General features: G+C 52.6%; 17 protein-coding genes. 3 read left to right on the top strand and 14 right to left on the bottom strand.

All coding sequences use genetic code 11. The annotated features are described in order from the left end of the window. The 11 genes from ACTH3S_RS07685 to purU form a co-directional block, all read right to left on the bottom strand. The coding region (locus tag ACTH3S_RS07685; RefSeq protein ID WP_441808429.1) for a lipopolysaccharide assembly protein LapB at positions 1-801 on the bottom strand (801 nt) is incomplete at its 3' end. Next, entirely contained in the window at positions 801-1,103 is a 303-nt protein-coding gene (locus ACTH3S_RS07680; RefSeq protein WP_441808428.1) for a LapA family protein, read from the bottom strand. The genes ACTH3S_RS07685 and ACTH3S_RS07680, both read right to left, overlap by 1 nt. A gap of 69 nt (positions 1,104-1,172) precedes the next feature. Next, complete coding sequence (locus ACTH3S_RS07675) at positions 1,173-1,469, bottom strand: integration host factor subunit beta (RefSeq protein ID WP_441808427.1); 297 nt, start codon at positions 1,467-1,469, stop codon at positions 1,173-1,175. Between the two features lie 131 nt (positions 1,470-1,600). Next, the gene (rpsA, locus tag ACTH3S_RS07670; RefSeq protein WP_441808426.1) at positions 1,601-3,295 is read right to left on the bottom strand and encodes a 30S ribosomal protein S1; all 1,695 of its coding nucleotides are present in this window, start codon (positions 3,293-3,295) and stop codon (positions 1,601-1,603) included. Positions 3,296-3,425: 130 nt separating this feature from the next. Next, complete coding sequence (gene cmk, locus ACTH3S_RS07665; protein ID WP_441808425.1) at positions 3,426-4,106, bottom strand: (d)CMP kinase; 681 nt, start codon at positions 4,104-4,106, stop codon at positions 3,426-3,428. Further along, complete coding sequence (locus ACTH3S_RS07660) at positions 4,106-6,364, bottom strand: bifunctional prephenate dehydrogenase/3-phosphoshikimate 1-carboxyvinyltransferase (RefSeq protein ID WP_441808424.1); 2,259 nt, start codon at positions 6,362-6,364, stop codon at positions 4,106-4,108. Before ACTH3S_RS07660 ends, cmk begins: the two co-directional genes overlap by 1 nt. Beyond that, positions 6,365-7,489 (bottom strand): histidinol-phosphate transaminase, encoded by a 1,125-nt coding sequence (gene hisC / locus ACTH3S_RS07655; protein WP_441808423.1) that lies wholly within the window; start codon positions 7,487-7,489, stop codon positions 6,365-6,367. It lies immediately after the preceding gene. A gap of 57 nt (positions 7,490-7,546) precedes the next feature. Then, positions 7,547-8,644, bottom strand: coding sequence for a prephenate dehydratase (pheA, locus tag ACTH3S_RS07650; RefSeq protein ID WP_441808422.1), 1,098 nt, complete (start codon positions 8,642-8,644; stop codon positions 7,547-7,549). A gap of 2 nt (positions 8,645-8,646) precedes the next feature. Next, entirely contained in the window at positions 8,647-9,729 is a 1,083-nt protein-coding gene (serC, locus tag ACTH3S_RS07645; RefSeq protein ID WP_441808421.1) for a 3-phosphoserine/phosphohydroxythreonine transaminase, read from the bottom strand. 50 nt (positions 9,730-9,779) lie between these two features. Beyond that, positions 9,780-12,446 (bottom strand): DNA gyrase subunit A, encoded by a 2,667-nt coding sequence (gene gyrA / locus ACTH3S_RS07640; RefSeq protein WP_441808420.1) that lies wholly within the window; start codon positions 12,444-12,446, stop codon positions 9,780-9,782. Positions 12,447-12,572: 126 nt separating this feature from the next. Then, positions 12,573-13,427 (bottom strand): formyltetrahydrofolate deformylase, encoded by an 855-nt coding sequence (gene purU, locus ACTH3S_RS07635; protein WP_441808419.1) that lies wholly within the window; start codon positions 13,425-13,427, stop codon positions 12,573-12,575. 231 nt (positions 13,428-13,658) lie between these two features. Here purU and ggt point away from each other — a divergent pair, with 231 nt between their 5' ends. Both ggt and ACTH3S_RS07625 read left to right on the top strand, forming a co-directional pair. After that, entirely contained in the window at positions 13,659-15,350 is a 1,692-nt protein-coding gene (gene ggt / locus ACTH3S_RS07630; protein ID WP_441808430.1) for a gamma-glutamyltransferase, read from the top strand. Positions 15,351-15,389: 39 nt separating this feature from the next. Further along, positions 15,390-15,638 carry a YkoF family thiamine/hydroxymethylpyrimidine-binding protein gene (locus ACTH3S_RS07625; protein ID WP_441808418.1) on the top strand — a complete coding sequence of 83 codons (249 nt, stop codon included), beginning with the start codon at positions 15,390-15,392 and terminating at the stop codon, positions 15,636-15,638. Between the two features lie 21 nt (positions 15,639-15,659). On the opposite strand, the gene ACTH3S_RS07620 is transcribed toward ACTH3S_RS07625, so the two are convergent. Beyond that, complete coding sequence (locus ACTH3S_RS07620; RefSeq protein WP_441808417.1) at positions 15,660-16,385, bottom strand: ZIP family metal transporter; 726 nt, start codon at positions 16,383-16,385, stop codon at positions 15,660-15,662. A gap of 19 nt (positions 16,386-16,404) precedes the next feature. Next, positions 16,405-17,286: a glutathione-dependent disulfide-bond oxidoreductase gene (gene yghU / locus ACTH3S_RS07615; protein WP_441808416.1), complete on the bottom strand. Its 882-nt coding sequence runs from the start codon at positions 17,284-17,286 to the stop codon at positions 16,405-16,407. Positions 17,287-17,417: 131 nt separating this feature from the next. Here yghU and ACTH3S_RS07610 point away from each other — a divergent pair, with 131 nt between their 5' ends. After that, entirely contained in the window at positions 17,418-17,588 is a 171-nt protein-coding gene (locus ACTH3S_RS07610) for a DUF2897 family protein (RefSeq protein ID WP_441808415.1), read from the top strand. Here ACTH3S_RS07610 and ACTH3S_RS07605 read toward each other — a convergent pair. Continuing rightward, complete coding sequence (locus ACTH3S_RS07605; RefSeq protein ID WP_441808414.1) at positions 17,585-19,498, bottom strand: hypothetical protein; 1,914 nt, start codon at positions 19,496-19,498, stop codon at positions 17,585-17,587. The genes ACTH3S_RS07610 and ACTH3S_RS07605 overlap by 4 nt on opposite strands. Between the last annotated feature and the right edge of the window lie 24 nt (positions 19,499-19,522).

Here is a 19,522-nt window from a genome sequence, read left to right as displayed (position 1 = left end):
GCCTATGTCGCCGTGCTCATGCTCAAGCTTCATCAAGCGATCAATGGATTCAGGCCCAAAATCCGGGTTCTGATCAAACACCTTCAACCCTTGATTGCCTGCCTCCCGGTAGCTGCCCTGCCGAATCAAAATCTCCATCAATATCAACGTCGCCCGAACGCAGGAGCGATCATAGTCTAGCGCCTGCTTGGCAAACTTTTGGGCAGCCCAGCGATCATCCTGGCTAAGGGCCTGCTCTGCCAATTCGCACGTCAGGTACGCCAAATCCTTGTACATTGCTGGATCTGCATCGTTTTTGGTCAGTGTTCGGGCAACATCAGACGCCTTGCCCCACTCTCTTTCTCGCTGATAAAGATCAATCAATTGCTGGGCTGCTTTTCGTCCATACTCACGATCTCCCATCAACTGCTGCAACAACGCCTCAGCACGATCAAGCAAGCCGGCATTAAGAAAGTCCATGGCAAGCTCAAGCGTTACCTGAGGGGAAAAACGTGGAGGCAGTTCGGGTCTTGCTAGCAGGTTCTGATGAACCAGGATGGCGCGATCGGTTTCGCCTTTATTGCGAAAGTGCCGACCAATAGAAAGATGAAGGCTTACGGTATCTTTGTTAACAGCCAGCGACTGCACAAAGTTGTCGACAGCTTGGTCTGAGTAGTTCGTAAAAAGGAACTGCAGCCGATCTTTTACAGACTCCTCGTCGGAAATCTTCGTTCGGGTTCGGCTACGACCACCCAGCCGGCCGACGAACCAGCCAACGGCAACTGCAATCGTCAACAGCAGCCACTGAAACACTATATCCATTAAATAGCCTGGTCGTTCTGGGCCCTGGATTTCTCCAATGCCTGCTCGGCGCGATCAAGTCGTTTCTGAAGGGTACGACGGGAAACCGATGTTCGGAATGTGGCGAGAATGGCCATTAAAATCCCAACCAGCGCGCCAATGACAAAAGACATGATAATCCACACGGCCACGCCGTGAGGCTTGGTCTCGAACACCAAAAAATTCAGAGCAACAGCCATCTGATTATTCAGCGAAAACACGAGCGCCAGTAATACCAGGACCAGTACCAACAGAATCAATAGGATCTTCTGTAATCCTGCCATAACCCTCGCTCTCCCAAACGCTGATAAGTACTCGAATTATAGGTGTTCTGCTGCAGGGATGAAAAGCCGTTAAAACCCCTGCTTCAAACTATCGTTCACTTGCTCTCGCAATTCCTTACCGGGCTTAAAGTGAGGAACGTGCTTAGCGGGTAACTGCACGGCTTCGCCGGTTTTCGGGTTCCGACCTGTACGGGCCGCCCGGTGATGAAGGGAAAAGCTGCCAAATCCCCGTATTTCGATTCGCTGCCCATTTGCTAGCGACTGGGACATATGCTCTATAACTGTTTTTACAGCCAGCTCAACGTCTTTAACCGAAAGCTGTGTTTGTTTTGAGGCAATTAATTCGACCAGTTCAGACTTCGTCATGAGGCACTTCCCTCTTTTCTTTTTTATTCGGTCATTGATTACCGAATTCCACCCCCCTAGTTTAGTCAAATCAAAAAAAAACACAAAAAAAACGGGCTCTTAGAGCCCGTTTTTTTCAAACCAACCGGAGATTAGTCCTTGTTGGCGTTTTGCTGCTGCATTTGTTCCTTGATGAGATCACCAATGGTGGTCGCGCCAGAGGAAGTTTCTGCAGTTTTAGTACGTACGCTATCAATAGCCTGCTTGTCGTCTTCTACATCCTTAGACTTAACAGACAGGTTGATAATACGGTTCTTGCGATCGATGCTGATGATCTTAGCTTCGACTTCTTCGCCTTCTTTCAGAGCGTTGCGCGCGTCTTCAACGCGGTCACGACTGATTTCGGAGGCTTTCAGTACCGCTTCAACTTCGTCGTTCAGAGCAATAGTAGCTGCCTTCGCATCAACGGCGGAAACAGTGCCCTTAACAATGGAGCCTTTATCGTTCAGCTGAACAAACTCTGCGAACGGATCGCTTTCGAGCTGCTTGATACCCAGGGAGATGCGCTCACGCTCGGGATCTACAGACAGGATAACGGTGTCAACATCGTCGCCCTTCTTGTATTCACGAACGGCTTCTTCGCCTGTTTCGTTCCAGCTGATGTCTGACAGGTGAACCAGACCATCGATGCCACCGTCCAAACCGATGAAGATACCAAAGTCAGTGATTGACTTGATCTTACCGGAGATACGGTCGCCCTTGTTGAAGTTGCCGGAGAAGTCTTCCCATGGGTTAGAAACACACTGCTTGATACCCAAGGAAATACGACGACGCTCTTCATCGATATCCAGAATCATCACTTCTACTTCGTCGCCAACGTTAACGACTTTAGAAGGATGGATGTTCTTGTTGGTCCAATCCATTTCGGATACGTGAACCAGACCTTCAACACCCTCTTCCAGCTCAGCAAAGCAGCCGTAATCGGTCAGGTTGGTTACGCGGGCTGTAACCCGTGTGCTTTCTGGGTAACGACCCTTGATATCAACCCAGGGATCTTCGCCCAACTGCTTCAGACCCAGAGATACGCGGTTACGCTCACGGTCAAACTTCAGAACCTTAACGTTGATCTCATCGCCAACATTCACGATTTCGCTAGGATGCTTGATACGCTTCCAAGCCATATCGGTGATGTGCAGCAGGCCGTCAACACCGCCCAGATCTACGAACGCGCCGTAATCGGTCAGGTTCTTAACGATACCCTTGATTTCCAGACCTTCGGTCAGGGTTTCCAGCAGAGCTTCACGCTCGGCGCTGTTTTCAGCTTCCAGAACGGCGCGGCGGGAAACAACCACGTTGTTACGCTTCTGGTCTAGCTTGATAACCTTGAATTCGAGCTCTTTGTTCTCCAAGTGCGCAGTGTCGCGAACCGGACGAACGTCTACCAGTGAGCCTGGCAGGAAGGCACGAATACCAGCCAGATCAACGGTGAAACCACCCTTGACCTTGCCGTTAATAATACCTTTGACCACTTCTTCAGCTTCGAAGGACTTCTCGAGTACCTTCCAAGATTCTGCCCGCTTGGCTTTTTCACGGGAAAGACGGGTTTCACCGAAACCATCTTCAACTGCATCCAGTGCTACGTCGACAACGTCGCCAATAGCTACTTCTAACTCGCCTTTTTCGTTCAGGAACTGGGAGGCGGGGATAACACCTTCGGACTTAAGCCCGGCGTTAACTGTGACCCAGTCGCTATCAACATCAACTACGGTTCCCTGGACGATGGAACCTGGTTTCATGTCAATTTCTTTTAGGCTTTCTTCAAAAAGATCCGCAAAGCTTTCGCTCATTATGAGTCCTATAGGTTCAATGCAAGTATGCTCCGTGCCGCCAGCAACACGGTCTGTTAATAAGTTCCGGAATCAGCCAGCGGCTGGCAAATTTCGCTGCTCCCGGTGTTTCAACGACAAAAAGGTGTAGTCAGATCTGGCCTACTGCAGCCATACATCTGTCTAGCACCTCCTGTATACTCAAACCCGTGGAATCAATGACTTGCGCATCATCTGCGGGTTTGAGAGGGGCTGCGGAACGATTCATATCTCGCTCATCACGAACCCGTATCTCCTCTAAAACGGCGTCAATACTAACATCGACGCCCGCTGCCTTCAACTGGCTAAAACGCCGGCGGGCACGCTCTTCTGCGCTCGCTGTCAGGAAAATCTTAACCGGCGCTGCCGGGAACACAACCGTGCCCATATCGCGGCCATCTGCTACCAATCCTGGCTTTTTCTGGAAATCACGCTGGCGTTGCAGAAGCGCATCACGAACCGGTTGCATTACCGCAATCTTAGACGCATTGTTGCCACAGGTTTCCGTACGGATATCACCGGTGACATCCTCCCCTGCCAGAATCACTTTTACAGGCTCGCCTTCGGGCGTAGGCTCGAACGCCACATCCAATGACGCAGCAACACGAATCAACTCAGCTTCATCATCCAGCGACACGTTTTGATGCGTTGCCGCAAGAGCCGTTAGCCGGTAAAGCGCACCGCTGTCGAGCAAATGCCAACCCAGCTTTTTGGCCAACATTTGAGTAACTGTGCCTTTACCTGAACCACCCGGTCCATCAACGGCAATGACGGGTGCGCTATTTCCAGTCATTAGTGCGTCCCCTGTTCAGCGTCCGCTCCGGACCACTCAGCTGAGATGTTAATGCCTGTTTCTCGGGCAAGCTCTACGAAGCCCGGAAAGGATGTCGCCACAACGGCGCAGCCGTCTATTTCAATCTCTTCGGTCGCTCGCAACGAGGCCACAGCAAAAGACATGGCAATGCGGTGATCGTCATGGCTGTATACAGTGCCGCCCTTAATAGTTTGGCTGCCCTCGATAATAATGCCATCCGCTGTAACCGTGGTTTCAACACCCAGTGTTGCAAGGCCATCTGCCATTACCTGAATACGGTCACTTTCTTTTACTCGCAATTCTTCAGCACCGGTCAGAACGGTTCGGCCCGTGGCGCATGCAGCGGCGATAAAAAGTGCCGGAAACTCATCAATAGCCAATGGCACTTGGTCTTCTGGAATATCAATACCCTTGAGCTCAGCGGAGCGAACACGCAGGTCGGCGACCGGCTCGCCACCAATTTCACGCTCAGCCATGATCTCAATATTTCCACCCATCTTCTGCAGGATGTTGATCACACCTATACGTGTTGGGTTCATTCCCACATGGCGCAGAGTCAGGTCGGAATCCGCAGCAATACTCGCGGCGACCATGAAAAAAGCGGCCGACGATATGTCTGCAGGAATATCAATGATATTAGCAGCCAGCTTACCACCGCCAGTAACGCTGGCTGTTGGACCGTCGCGCTCTACCTTATAACCAAACCCAGTCAGCATGCGCTCGGTATGATCGCGAGTGGGCGCCGGCTCAGTAACAGAGGTGGTGCCATCGGCATACAAACCTGCGAGTAACAGACAGGATTTTACCTGGGCGCTGGCAACCGGCATATCATAGTGGATACCGGTCAGCTTTTTGCCCTGACTGCCCCGGATTTTCAAAGGCGGGCGCCCCCCCTCAGCCGTGTCAATCACCGCTCCCATAGACCGAAGCGGGTCAGCAACCCGATTCATAGGCCTAACCGAAAGACTGGCGTCGCCGGTGAGCTCAGACTCAAAAGGTTGCGCTGCCAGCAGGCCGGTGAACAAACGCATACCCGTACCAGAGTTGCCCAGATATATTGGGCCACGCGGTGCCTGCAAGCCATGCATGCCAACGCCATGAATGCGCACAAAGCCGTTATCTGGCCCCTCAATCGTAACGCCCATATCCCGAAAAGCTTGCAGCGTGGCGAGACTGTCTTCGCCCTCTAGGAAGCCTTTCACTTCGGTTATGCCCTCGGCTAAAGCGCCGAGCATAATCGAGCGATGGGAAATGGATTTATCACCGGGCACCCGAATATCGCCGGTTACTGAGCCACCGGGCTGAAGACGGAACGTTGTCTGCTTCTCACTGTTGTTTGTCACGTAAGCCTGTCCTGAAAGCATTTTCGAAAAGTGTTCGCGGGCCGCCTTTGCGCGGCTAAAAACCCGCAACAGCATAGCGCCGTCTTGATCGGCAATTGCAGTGCGCAGTTGATCCAGATCGTGGGTAAAATGGTCAATCACCCGAAGAACGGCGTCGCGGTTGGAAAGAAAAATATCGTGCCACATAACCGGGTCGCTTGCGGCAATCCGGGTAAAATCACGGAACCCGCCTGCGGCATACCGAAAAATATCCATGTTCTGATCTTCGCCAGCGAGTGTATCTACCAGCGAAAACGCAATCAGATGGGGCAAGTGGCTGGTCGCTGCCAACACTTCATCGTGATAGGCCGCAGACATTGTAAGCACGGTAGCGCCGCACGCTTCCCACAAGGCTTGTAGCTTGGCGAGATGTGCACTGCTGACGTTATTCGGGGGCGTAAGTATAACTTTGTGATTGCTGAACAGTTCCGAGTTAGCAGCACGAATACCACTTCTCTCCGATCCAGCTATGGGATGCCCTGGAATAATACGAGGTAAAAACTCACCAAAAACAGCTTCAACATCCTTCACGAAGCCAGACTTGGTACTGCCAACGTCGGTCAGAATGGCACCTTCTGCAAGGTGCGGGCGTATCTCTTCTAGCACCTTTCTAGTTGCCTGCACCGGTACGGCCAGCACAACCAAGTCTGCGCCCTGTACGGCCTCAGCAGTCGTTTGCGCAACCGTATCTATCACACCCTGGGACTGACCCAGCAAAAGATCGTCTGTGCGCTGATCCGCTGCGACTACTTCATGAGCCAGACCGTGTTTGCGAATAGCACTGGCCAGTGAGCCGCCTATTAGACCTAACCCAATAATGGCAACACGCCGAAAGAGCGGTTCGCGGGAGGGCACTTAGGCTCCCTGCCCAGCTGCGGCCAGCGCCTTCGAGAGCGCACCGATAAAGTGTTCGTTTTGCTCGGGTAAGCCCACCGTAACCCGAAGATGATTGGGCATACCGTAACCCGCAATCGGGCGCACAATTACACCGTGGGCCAATAGCGCTTGGTAAACTCCCATGGCTTGAGGCCCTACTTCAACTGCCACAAAATTCCCGGATGACGGAATATACCGAAGGCCCATTTGATCAAAGGCGGCTTCTAACTGCTTCAGCCCAACGGTATTAATCTCGCGAGAACGCTGCAGATAGTCTTCGTCGCCCAGCACCGCTGTAGCCGCTGCAAGTGCCACTGAGCTTACGTTAAACGGTTGGCGAACACGGTTCAGAATATCGGCAATAGCCGGGGAGCTTATGCTGTAGCCTACGCGCAAAGCTGCCAAACCCCAGACCTTGGAAAACGTGCGGCATGCAATCACGTTTGGGAAACGAGCCAGCAAAGCGACGCCATCTGGATCATTTTCCCCGGTCATGTACTCGCAATAGGCTTCATCCAGAACCACCAGTACATCTTCAGGAATCTTACCCAAAAATGCTTCAATAGCCTCCGAGTTGTGTACGGTGCCCGTCGGGTTATTGGGGTTGGCTACAAATATCAGCCGAGTGCGTTCAGTTACGGCTGCAGCCATAGCATCCAGATCGTGGCCCCAATCTCTGGCAGGCACAGCAACCGCCTTCGCACCAATAGCTTGAGTAACGATTGGATAAACCGCAAACGCATACTGAGAGAACACAATCTCGGAATCCGCGTCCGCAAAGCAGCGGGCGATCACTTCGAGTACGTCGTTTGAACCATTCCCTAGAGTGATCTGGTCAGCGCCAACATCAAGGCGCTCAGACAGCTTCTGCTTCAGGTCAAACCCATTGCCATCCGGATACAAACACAAGTCTGCCAAGGCACTTTCAATCGCTGCGGTAGCCTTTTTGCTGGGGCCGAGAGGGTTTTCATTGCTGGCAAGCTTAATAATCTCAGCCGGATCCAAACCCAGCTCACGAGCCAACTCGCTTATTGGCTTGCCTGGCTCGTAGGGAGACAAAGCCTGAACGCCCTCTACAGCAAGGCTTTGATAATCAATGGCCATAACCCTTCCTTTAACTACCTGATGCTAAGTTGTAATACCAAGCTCTCATGCAAAGTACTAGAGAACACCGATGGGATAGGAGCCCAAACGCTTAAGCTCAACGGCTTCCTCATCTACCTCGGACAGCACTTTATGTGCCTGTTCATCGCTCATGTGCCCTTCGAAATCTATATAGAACACATAGGCCCAAGTGCCACTGGGTGACGGCCGAGTTTCAATTCGCGTAAGGCTGATTCCATGGCTGTGGAACGGCTCCAGCAGTTGGTACAGCGCGCCAGGTTTGTTTCTCATGGAAACCAAAATTGAGGATTTGTCCTGTCCACTGGCCGGTACTTCTTCGCGACCAATAATCAGGAACCGGGTAGTGTTATCCGGCCTGTCCTCAATGCTATTGGCCAGCTTTTCCAAACCGTAAAGCTCTTCTGCCATATCACCGGCAATCGCAGCAGTACCCGGCTCTTTCGCCGCACGTCGGGCAGCTTCGGCGTTGCTGGAAACCGTCACTCGCTCAATCCCGTAGCGATGGGTGTCCAACCACTGCCTGCACTGGGCAAACGATTGCTGATGCGAGTAAATACGGGTTATTTCCTGATCTCGGAACTCCGGTGAAACCAGAAGATGATGATGAATTCTCAGTTGCACTTCGCCGCAGATTTTTAGCGGAGACGACATAAACATATCAAGCGTATGGTTAATCATGCCCTCTGTGGAGTTTTCAACCGGCACCACACCGTAATGCGCCGCGCCAGATTCCACTTCACGGAAAACCGCATCAATCGCCGGCAAAGGCACGCTCACCACAGAATGCCCAAAATGCTTGAGGGCCGCCGCTTGAGTAAAGGTGCCGATAGGCCCCAGAAAGGCAATGTGCATGGGCTTTTCAAGCGCCAGGCAAGCCGACATAATTTCGCGAAACAGTCGAGCCATTTCTTCGCCTGCCAGAGGGCCTGGGTTGGCCTCCTTAATGCGGCGCAAAACTTGGGCCTCCCGTTCAGGGCGGTAGAAAAATACGTCCTGTTCAGGGTTAGCGGCCATTTTCACATGAGCCACTTCTTGGGCACATTTGGCACGGGCACTGATCAGTTCCATAATCTTCTGATCAAGGCTGTCGATTTCTACTCGCAATTCTCCAAGACGGATTTGCTCATCGCTCATGATCAGCCCCGCTCCTTTGCAAATTTGCTCATATACTGAATCAGCGCATCCACACCTGCTTCCGGCATGGCGTTATAAATGCTGGCACGCATGCCACCCACGGAGCGGTGGCCAGCCAGGTTTAGCAAACCCTGAGCATCGGCACCTTCAAGAAATGCACCGTTTAGAGCATCGTCCCGCAGCGTGAACGGAATGTTCATCCATGAGCGGAAACGCGGGTCGATAGGGTTGGCGTAAAACTCATTGGTATCAATGAAATCATACAGTTTTTTCGCCTTCCTCAAATTGGTCTCACCCATGGCTTTCACGCCGCCCTGAGCTTTCAACCACTTGAACACCAGGCCCGCGAGATACCAGGAATACGTCGCCGGCGTGTTGTACATAGAGCCGTTATCCGCAATTACCTGGTAGTTCATCATGGTCGGTGTTTCTTTACGGGCTTTGCCCAAAAGGTCTTTCCGAATGATGACCACAACCAAGCCAGAAGGGCCGATATTCTTCTGTGCGCCTGCGTAAATCATCCCGAACCTGGAGATATCTACGGGGCGCGAAAGCATGGTAGAGGACATATCCGCGACTAGCGGCACGTCGCCGCTTTCGGGAACAAAATCGAACTCCAGGCCACCAATGGTTTCGTTTGGCGTGTAATGCAGGTACGCCGCATCGGCACTGGTTTGCCAAGATGTTTGATCCGGAATGCTGGCGAAGCCGCCCTCTTCCGAGCTGGCAACCACATTCACATTGGCATAACGCTTGGCCTCGGCAATGGCTTTTTTCGACCAGATACCCGTGTTTACATAATCCGCAGACGTTTTGTCGCCAAGCAGGTTCAAGGGAATCGTCGAGAACTGACTGGAAGCTCCACCCTGCATGAAGAGTACGGCATAATCATCTGATATACCGGCTAATTCACGCAGGTCGCGCTCGGCTGTTTCGGCAATATCCACGAACGCATCGCTACGATGGCTCATTTCCATTACCGACATGCCGGTGCCACGCCAGTCCAACATTTCATCCCGTGCCTGTGCCAGCACGCTTTCCGGCAACGTTGCCGGACCTGCACAAAAGTTATACGCCCTGCTCATGTTCGTGTGGTCTCTCACGTCTTGCGGATTCGGTGTTAGGCAGTGCTGGCTTATTCCTCGCCAGCACCCTGCTCGGGACTGCTGCCTGCATTGCCATCTACGGAAGCGTCATTGCTTTCGATATCCTCGCCTTCGATGCCTTCACTTTCGACGCTATCACCTTCTACGCCTTCAAGATCTTCATCATCGGTTTCGGCAATTCGCTCCACGCCTACCAAACGCTCATCTTCCTGGCTCAGTCTGATCAAACGCACGCCCTGGGTGTTCCGGCTGAGAACAGACACTTCATCCGTGCGGGTACGAACCAGCGTGCCCTTATCGGAGATCAGCATCATCTCATCGCCTTCGAACAACTGCAGCGCTGTAACCAGATTGCCATTACGCTCGGAGCACTGCATGGCGATAACGCCCTGGCTGCCACGGCCGTAGGTTGGGAACTCATCAAGTGCCGTGCGCTTGCCGTAACCATTTTCACTGGCGGTCAAAATAACACCGCCTTCTTGAGGAATGATCAGGGAGACCACGTGATGGCCCTCGGGCATTCTGATACCACGCACACCACGAGCTGTTCGGCTCAGCGGGCGTACAGCTTCTTCATCGAAGCGAACCGCCTTACCGGCTGTAGAGAACAGCATAATCTCAGCATCACCTTCGGTAATCGCGGCACCAATCAACGTATCGCCTTCGTCCAGAGACAAGGCAATCAAGCCACTGCTACGGGGGCGGGAGAAGTTCGGCAAACGTGTTTTCTTAACAACGCCCGCAGACGTTGCCATCAGAACAAATTGATTTTCTGGATAATCCCGCACTGGCAGGAAGGTTGTGATGCGCTCACCTTCATCCAGCGGCAGAATATTCACCATTGGCCGACCACGGGACGCGCGGCTGGCACGGGGAATCTCGAACACGCGCAACCAGTAAACTTTGCCTCGGTTAGAGAAACAAAGAATGGTGTCATGGGAGTTGGCAACCAGCAGCTTTTCAACGAAATCTTCGTCTTTCATGGACGTCGCAGCTTTACCACGACCACCACGGCGCTGGGCCTGATAGTCTTCCACTGCCTGAGTCTTGGCGTAACCGCTGTGGGAAATGGTTACAACCAGTTCTTCTTCGTCAATCAGATCCGCAATCGTAAGGTCGCGCTGGGAGCTGGTTATTTCCGTGCGGCGCTCGTCACCGAACTCTTCTACCACAGCTTCCAGCTCTTCGCGGATAACCTGCATCAAGCGATCTGGGTCGCCGAGAATTTCCAGCAGGCCGGCAATCTTCTCCAGGATTTCCTTGTACTCGTTCTGGAGCTTTTCAGTCTCCAGACCGGTCAAGCGGTGCAGACGCATATCCAGGATAGCCTGAGTCTGCTCCGGAGACATGAAATACAGGCCATCGCGCAGGCCGTAGATTTCTGGCAGATCGTCTGGGCGGCAGGCATCTTCGCCAGCACGCTCAAGCATCGCCATAACGTTACCGGGCGCCCAGCCTTGGGCCATCAATTTTTCTTTCGCTTCCAAAGAGCTTGGAGATGCTTTGATCAGCTCAATCATCTCATCGATGTTGGCCAATGCAACAGTCAGGCCTTCAAGAATATGGCCGCGCTCGCGCGCTTTACGCAGCTCAAAGAGGGTACGACGAGTCACCACTTCACGGCGGTGACGCACGAACGCGTCCAGCATTTCCTTGAGGTTAAGAATTCTCGGCTCGCCGTTAATCAGCGCAACCATGTTTATACCGAATACCGTCTGCAGCTGGGTATGCTTAAACAGGTTGTTAACCACTACTTCCGGGTTTTCGCCACGGCGTAGTTCTATGAATATGCGGATACCTTCCTTGTTGGACTCGTCCCGCAGTTCGGTAATGCCTTCCAGACGCTTCTCTTTCACCAGCTCGGCGATCTTTTCGATCAAACGGGCCTTGTTAAGCTGATATGGCAGCTCGGTGATGATAATGGCATCGCGGTTGGTTTTCTTATCGGTTTCAATTTCGTGGCGGGCGCGAATGTAAATGCGGCCACGACCTGTACGATACGCCTCAACAATGCCAGCACGGCCATTGATGATGCCTTCGGTCGGAAAATCCGGGCCCGGAATGTACTCCATTAGATCATCACAAGTGAGATCCGGGTTATCAATCAGCGCCAAGCAACCATTAACCACCTCGGTCAGGTTGTGGGGCGGGATATTTGTCGCCATACCCACCGCAATACCCGAGGAGCCGTTCACCAACAGGTTAGGAACCCGGGTAGGCATGACTTCGGGGATGCGCTCTGTGCCGTCGTAGTTATCGACAAAGTCTACGGTTTCTTTCTCAAGATCCGCCAGCAAGGAGTGTGCAACTTTCTCCATGCGGATTTCGGTGTAACGCATGGCTGCCGCGTTATCGCCGTCGATAGAACCGAAGTTGCCCTGGCCGTTCACCAGCGGATAACGTAGGGAAAACGGCTGAGCCATACGAACGATGGTGTCGTAAACAGCAGAGTCGCCGTGCGGGTGGTATTTACCAATCACATCACCCACCACTCGGGCGGACTTCTTATAGGCCTTGTTCCAGTCGTTGTTCAGTTCGGACATTGCGAACAGAACACGACGGTGAACCGGCTTGAGGCCATCCCGCACGTCTGGAAGCGCTCGTCCAACGATTACGCTCATGGCGTAATCCAGGTAAGACTGCTTCAGCTCATCTTCAATATTGACCGGCAGGATCTCTTTGGCTAATTCACCCATCGAGAAAAGTTCCTTTGCGTTATCTGGAAGTCGTTTCAGGGCCGTTTTCCGGCCCCGTAGTTATTCTTAATCAAGCCGCCGATTATACCACAGCCGCACCCTCTCAGGGGCATCTGTGAGGCAGCCTTAATCAAATACCACCGTCTTGTTTTCGTGGGTGATCACGCGATCCTCAATATGAGAGCGTAATCCCCGGGCGAGAACATTTTTCTCCACATCTTTACCCAGACGCACTATGTCTTGGATGGAATCACTGTGGCTGATGCGAATGACATCTTGCTCGATGATTGGACCTTCATCGAGATCCTGGGTCACATAGTGACAGGTAGCCCCGATCAGCTTGACCCCACGGGTATAGGCCTGATGATATGGCCGTGCACCTGCGAAAGACGGCAAAAAACTGTGGTGAATATTGATCACCTTGCCGGCGTGCTTTGCACAAAGTTCTGCTGGCAGGATTTGCATATAACGAGCGAGCACCACCACATCGGCTTCATAGCCTTCAAAAAGCTCGTCGATATGAGCAAACGCCTCTTCGCGATTGTCTTTGCTTACCGGAATATGGTGGTATGGAATGTCATGCCACTCGACCATACGGCGCAAATCGTCGTGATTAGAGATAACCGCAACAATTTCAGCGTTGATATCCTTACTGTGCCAGCGATACAGGAGGTCGGCCACACAGTGGGACTCCTTGCTGCACATAAGAATCACTTTTTTGGGCTGGGCCGAATCCGCAATATGCCACTGCATATCAAACTCTTCGGCGATCGGCGCAAATGCGGCACGAAACTGCTCAAGTCCAAACGGGATAGACTTGGCTTTGATCTCGTGGCGCATGAAAAACCAGTCGGTGTAGGTGTCCGAGTGGTGACTCGCTTCAGTGATCCAACCATTGTAGGTCTGTAGAAAATTACTCACCTTGGCAACGATCCCAACCCTGTCGGGGCAGGAAATCACAAGACGGTAGGTATGCTCCATGAAAGCCTTTCCTTAACTGACAAACGGGAAAGCAGGTGCACCGGAAACCATTGTCGGAAACGGCAGCCGGATAAAGTACCAGAGTTTGCGGTACGCACCAGATAAAATGACGAGCTATCATAGCCTATATGGACATCAGAAACGAGGAATGGAGACATGGGTAGAGGTAGACACCAGCAATCGCACATCACCCGACTCACTGGGCGCTCAGGCTGCCTGCGCGCATTCATCATGACTTTGAGCTTGTCAACTCTGACAACGCCGGTTTTTAGTCAAGCTATTCTCGAAGGCGAACGATTTCACCCCGCAAGCGCCAACCACGGCATGGTGGCAACCAGTCACACCTTAGCCACGGAAGTCGCATTAAAAGTGCTAGAAGACGGTGGTAACGCAGTAGACGCGGCCGTAACCGCCGGATTCGCGCTGGCCGTGACTCAGCCGAGATCAGGCAACATCGGTGGCGGCGGCTTTATGTTGGTATCCAAAGGCGATGGTTCTGAGCCCGAAGCCATAGATTACCGGGAAAAAGCCCCCTCGGGCGCCACAGAAACCATGTATCAGGATGAATCTGGCGAAGTGGTACAGAACCGCAGCCGGTTTACCCATTTGGCCGCAGGCGTTCCCGGCACGGTTGCCGGTTTTGCCATGGCACTGGAACGCCACGGCACCCTGCCCCTAAAACAAGCGCTTGCCCCGGCCATCAAACTCGCCAGAGAAGGCTTTATTGTTCCGCAACGTTTCAGTGAAGGCCTTGAGCAGGCGAAGGAGCGACTCCAACGCTGGCCCGCAACCCTTGAAACCTTTTATAAAGAGGACGGCTCCACCTGGCAAGCGGGCGAACGCTTTCGTCAACCTGAACTGGCAGACACCTTGCAACGCATTGCAGATAAAGGCGTGAAAGGCTTTTACGAAGGTGAAACCGCACAACTGATTGTTGATGAGATGGAGAAACATGGGGGCCTCATTACTCAGCAAGATCTCGAAGAGTACCAGCCCGTTGTGCGCAACCCGGTACACGGAAATTACCGAGGTTATGATATCTACTCCATGTCACCACCCTCCTCCGGCGGCACCCACATTGTTCAGATACTGAACATTCTTGAAGGCTACCCAATTCAGGAGTATGGCCACAACTCAGCCGAGACGATTCATTACATGGCCGAAGCCATGAAGCTGGCCTATGCCGATCGCTCAGAATACCTGGGCGATACGGATTATGTGGATGTGCCGTTAAAGGGACTGACCAGTAAGTCTTATGCGGAAGAATTGCGGCAAGGTATAAAGCCTGACGAAGCCCGTCCCGCAGGCGAAATTCGCTACGGCCAGCCCCCCGGCTATGAAAGCCCAGAAACCACCCACTTTTCAGTTGTCGATAAGTGGGGCAACGCGGTATCAAACACCTACACCATAAACTTCAGTTACGGTTCAGGTATTACCGTGCAAGGCGCCGGTTTTCTGCTTAACAACGAAATGGATGACTTCAGCGCCAAACCGGGTGTGCCTAATGCTTATGGGCTGATCGGCGGTGAGGCAAACAAGGTAGAACCCGGCAAGCGCATGCTCAGCTCCATGTCACCTACGATTGTTCGTAAAGATGATCGCAACTTTTTGGTGACCGGCAGCCCAGGCGGCTCCCGCATTATTACCACAACCTTGCAGGTAATCATGAACGTAATTGATCACGGCATGAACATACAAACAGCTGTTAGTGCGCCCCGCATCCATCATCAGTGGCTACCGGATGAAATCCGCATTGAACAAGGTATCAATCCAGATACCGTGCGGTTACTGGAAAGTCGCGGCCACAAAGTGGTAAGCAAGTCGGCTATGGGGGCCATTCAGAGTATTATGATCGGAGAAGACGGCACCCTATACGGCGGCGCAGATCCGAGGCGCAGCACTTCCTCGGCCACGGGCTACTGACGATAGATGCAACGGTAAATTAAGAAGCTGGAGGTATTTATGTTTCTGTCTGTACAACTGAGCTGTTATCCCCTGAAGGATGACTACAAACAGCCTATCTGGGATCTGATCGCCCGGCTGGAAAAAACCAACCTGGAAGTTGTCGCCGGGCGCATGAGCACAGAAATTTTCGGTGAGTACGACGAAGTTATGAGCGTTCTCTCCGACACCATGAAGTGGTCTTTTGAGACCTACGGGAAATCTGTTTTTGTGGCGAAGATTATGACAGGGGATCGAAGGCCAAAGTGACCTCCGTCGCCAAGAATGAATTCAAGCTTGCGTAACCAGCATATCGCTGAATAGTGCTAAGCAAAACCCAAGCACCGCACCAAGCGGAGGCCCCCAGTGCTTGTCCAGCCGGGACTGGGGTGCAATATCCTGAAAGATCAGATACAGAATTCCGCCAGAAGCCACCAGCATGATAGTTCCTAGAATCACAGGTTGCCCGGATAGGAAAAAGTAACCCAGAAGACCCGCAATAGGTCCTGCTGTTGCAAGCCCTGCCATGACAAGCAGAGTCTTTTTCGGTGTATAGCCTGGCTTGTTGCAAAACTCACGATACGCGTTAAATCCTTCAGGCAGGTTTTGCATGGCAATTAATACCGCCATTAAAGGCGCGAGGCCTGGGTTAATTACAATCAGCCCACCCAGGGCTGCAGCCTCTGGCACAAAATCCAGCATCACCCCCATCAGTTGCGGCGATTCGTTGTGATGAACACCCAGCATTCGCTCAATCCAGAAAAACAGCACACCACCAGCAATAATAGCCGGTATGGCCCAAAACGAACCTCCAATGCTCGACTGCCCTTCCGGTATCAACACAATGGTTACGGCACCAAGCAGAATGCCTCCGCCCAGTGCGATTAGGAAATGCCGAAACTCCTGCTCCAGCCAATTAGGGCCAATGCGCTCGACTCTTGCCAGTAACCCGCCAACGGGGATACAAATACCGGCAAGGGCGGTCAGACCAACGATGAAAGCAATGTCTGAGATCATTTAAAACCTAAGTTTTGAATTACGAGTTGCCAGAAGCCGCATCAAGCTTATCTTGGGTTTTGTTCTCGAAATCACTTGCGTCGTGACGCTCATGAAGCTGACTTCCAGGTTCGCCCCAAGCACGATTCACCATTCGCCCACGCTGAACAGCCGGCCGCTCTTTAACCTCCAAGGCCCAGCGCATCACATTAGTATAGGTATGCGCCTCAAGAAACTCTGCGGCCTCATAAACCTTGTTGGTTACCAACGCGCCATACCAAGGCCAGGTCGCCATATCTGCAATGGTGTACTGGTCACCAGCAACGTACCGGTTATCTGCCAACTGGCGGTCCAACACATCTAGTTGCCGCTTCACTTCCATAGTGTAGCGGTTGATGGGGTATTCATACTTCTCAGGAGCATAGGCAAAGAAATGTCCAAAACCGCCGCCAACAAATGCCGCACTGCCCATTTGCCAGAACAACCAGTTAAGCGTTTCGGTGCGCCCGGCAATATCCGAGGGTAAAAACTCGCCAAACTTTTCCGCCAGATACAACAAAATGGAGCCCGACTCAAACACCCGAACAGCGGGATCCTGAGAGTGGTCAAACAGCGCCGGAATCTTGGAGTTAGGATTAACACCCACAAATCCGCTACCAAACTGTTCGCCTTCATTAATGCGGATCAGCCAAGCGTCGTATTCCGCCTCGCTGATGCCAAGTTCCAACAGTTCCTCAAGCATGATCGTGGCTTTTACACCATTTGGTGTGGCCAGCGAATAGAGCTGAAAAGGATGCTTGCCAATGGGCAACTCTTTCTCGTGAGTAGGCCCAGCTATGGGGCGATTAATGTTTGAAAAAGCGCCACCACTTTCAGAATCCCACGTCCAGACTTTTGGCGGAGTGTAAGTTGGATCGCTCATGATGTTGGGTGCTCCTATCTTCGTGACGGATTGATGTACAAGCGCTATAGAATATTCCGCCGATTGAATTGTGTATGCTAAACCGTGTGCTTCACTATAGAGATAACTATCCCAATAAGGGAATCATACGTATGTCGGCAATAGGATGGATTTTTCTGCTGGGTGCTTTGGCCTTAGTTGCAGGCAGCCTTTTAATGCTGTGGAAGTCTGCCAGGAAGATGCACATCCCGGAAGACAAACTAGACAAAGTCCGCAAGCGCAAGGCCGAGCTTGAGGCCCAGGAAAAAGCGAACGAGGACTAGGGCTCTACCAAATCCCAAACCAGAACGTGCTCATCACCCACGCCAATAAGGCTATCACTGGCTAAAGAGAAGGTCATATCCTCAAGACTAACCCGAGGCATGTGAAGGCGAAAAGGATTGGTGCCAGCGCGAACATCCCAAAGTACCAATTTGCTACCGTAGTCATAAAGTGCGAGCCAGCGACCATCAGGGGACGCAGCGATGAGCCGCACCCCATTTGCCTCGGGCAAAACGGCGGAATAGAGCAAATTGCCTTTATCGGTATCCAGCAGGTGTACACCCACTAACGGGCTATTTTCTGTATTCTCGATATTGAACACAGTGGCCAGCCATTTGCCCTTGGCCGAGACCAACCCTTTGGCACCCGTTTTAAAGGCGCGAGGGTCTAGCTCTGGCCAGGTAGGTAAGCCTTCAGGCATATCAAGACGAGGCGGTACGGCAAATGAGCGCAGTACTCGGCCACTCGCTGAATCTAACTCAGCAACCCCTTGCTCGTCCTCAACCCATGGATTGGTACCACCTTCAAGCAACCTCTGGTGGTTAGGAAACCAATCACTGCGTGGTGTCGGCTGAGGCGGCGACATTGTTAGGCCGTCGAGTCGCCGAAAATAACCCACCTTAAAAGACGCCAGCACAGGCCCACGACGATCGATCCACCATTGCATCGTATCTAGTCTGGGCTGCTCGCCCTCGGGAAAATCAAGACTGACAACCCCCTCTCCTTGCCGATAATGAAACAGACCTATCTGCTCATCAAAAGGATAGCCGGTGAACCAGAGTTGTTTTCCGTCCAGGCTGGCATATAGCTCGTCGGCACCGATACCTCCTTCCCACAAACTTTCGAGTGCGGTCGCATCTGGATTGAGCCGCGCGAGTGCACTAACCCATTGTTCTTCGCCGTTTCGTTCAGCGCTTGTTTGCACGCTCAGAATCAAAGACCCATCCGGTTGTGGCTGAACGGCACGCAGACTTATTACCTGAGCGCTGCCAAGGCGATGTGCCAAGGGCTCTATCAGCTGCCCCTCTGCAGAGGGATAGCGCCAATCCGCCGCAGGCAAGGTGTTGGGTATCGGCACCGACGGAATCCATACCTCCGGTGATTCCGCTAAGCGAATTGCACTGTTGGGTAACGCCTTGTTGATCGCATCCAGGGTGGCTTGGAAGTCCTTTGCAGGTACCAGGTACTGGGTGGTGAATTGGGGTGTATCGGCTAAGGCAAAAAAAGCTTTTCGGTTGGCCAGCGCGTGCCTGCGCTGGATCGTTACAGCGGTGACGGGGCGCCCCATGATGGGCTCAAGATCCAGAATGTCATAATCGTCGGTGCGGTAATTTTTGCCACGGGTCTGTTCACGGTTATAACGCAACCGCTGAACGGGTTCGCGAAGCTCTGGTACTTTTCGCATCGCGTCGGAATGTGCCTGAATGCTTGCACCGAGAAGCTGCAAACGGCGTGCGCGCTCATTGTCAGTCAGCGCGCCGTCTTTCACCGCTTGCGCAAGCTCCGGGCCATAGGCTTTGTTCACTATAACCGAACGTAAATCCGGTTGCGCAGCCAGCATCAGCCGCCGCCAGTCTTCCGGCAAATCAGCCCGTTGTAGCGCGGCGCCTTTCACCGAATACCCCAATTTCTCCCATGCCCTCACAACAACAGAGCTCACTGCTGAAAATGGTGCATCAACAAGAATCACCACGGCTTCTGAGGCGGTTGTTCGCCCCTCGCCCATAATCAAAACCGGAGTGCGCAATTTGCGCGGAGTCTTTGAGCGAAGCGCGCTAGAATCACTTTCCAAACGCCAATCATCTTGGGAGGTAGAGGGGAAATCCATTTGAGCCTGGCCTGTACTGGAGATTAATAACGTTATCCATACCCACAGCACTCGTGTCTTGATATCCAGCATCCTACCGCTCATCAGATCTATCCCTTAATCTTAGCC

Origin of the sequence: Marinobacter sp. (genome assembly GCF_052094685.1) — a bacterium.
GTDB lineage: Bacteria > Pseudomonadota > Gammaproteobacteria > Pseudomonadales > Oleiphilaceae > Marinobacter.
This window is presented reverse-complemented; position numbering and strand designations above follow the sequence as displayed.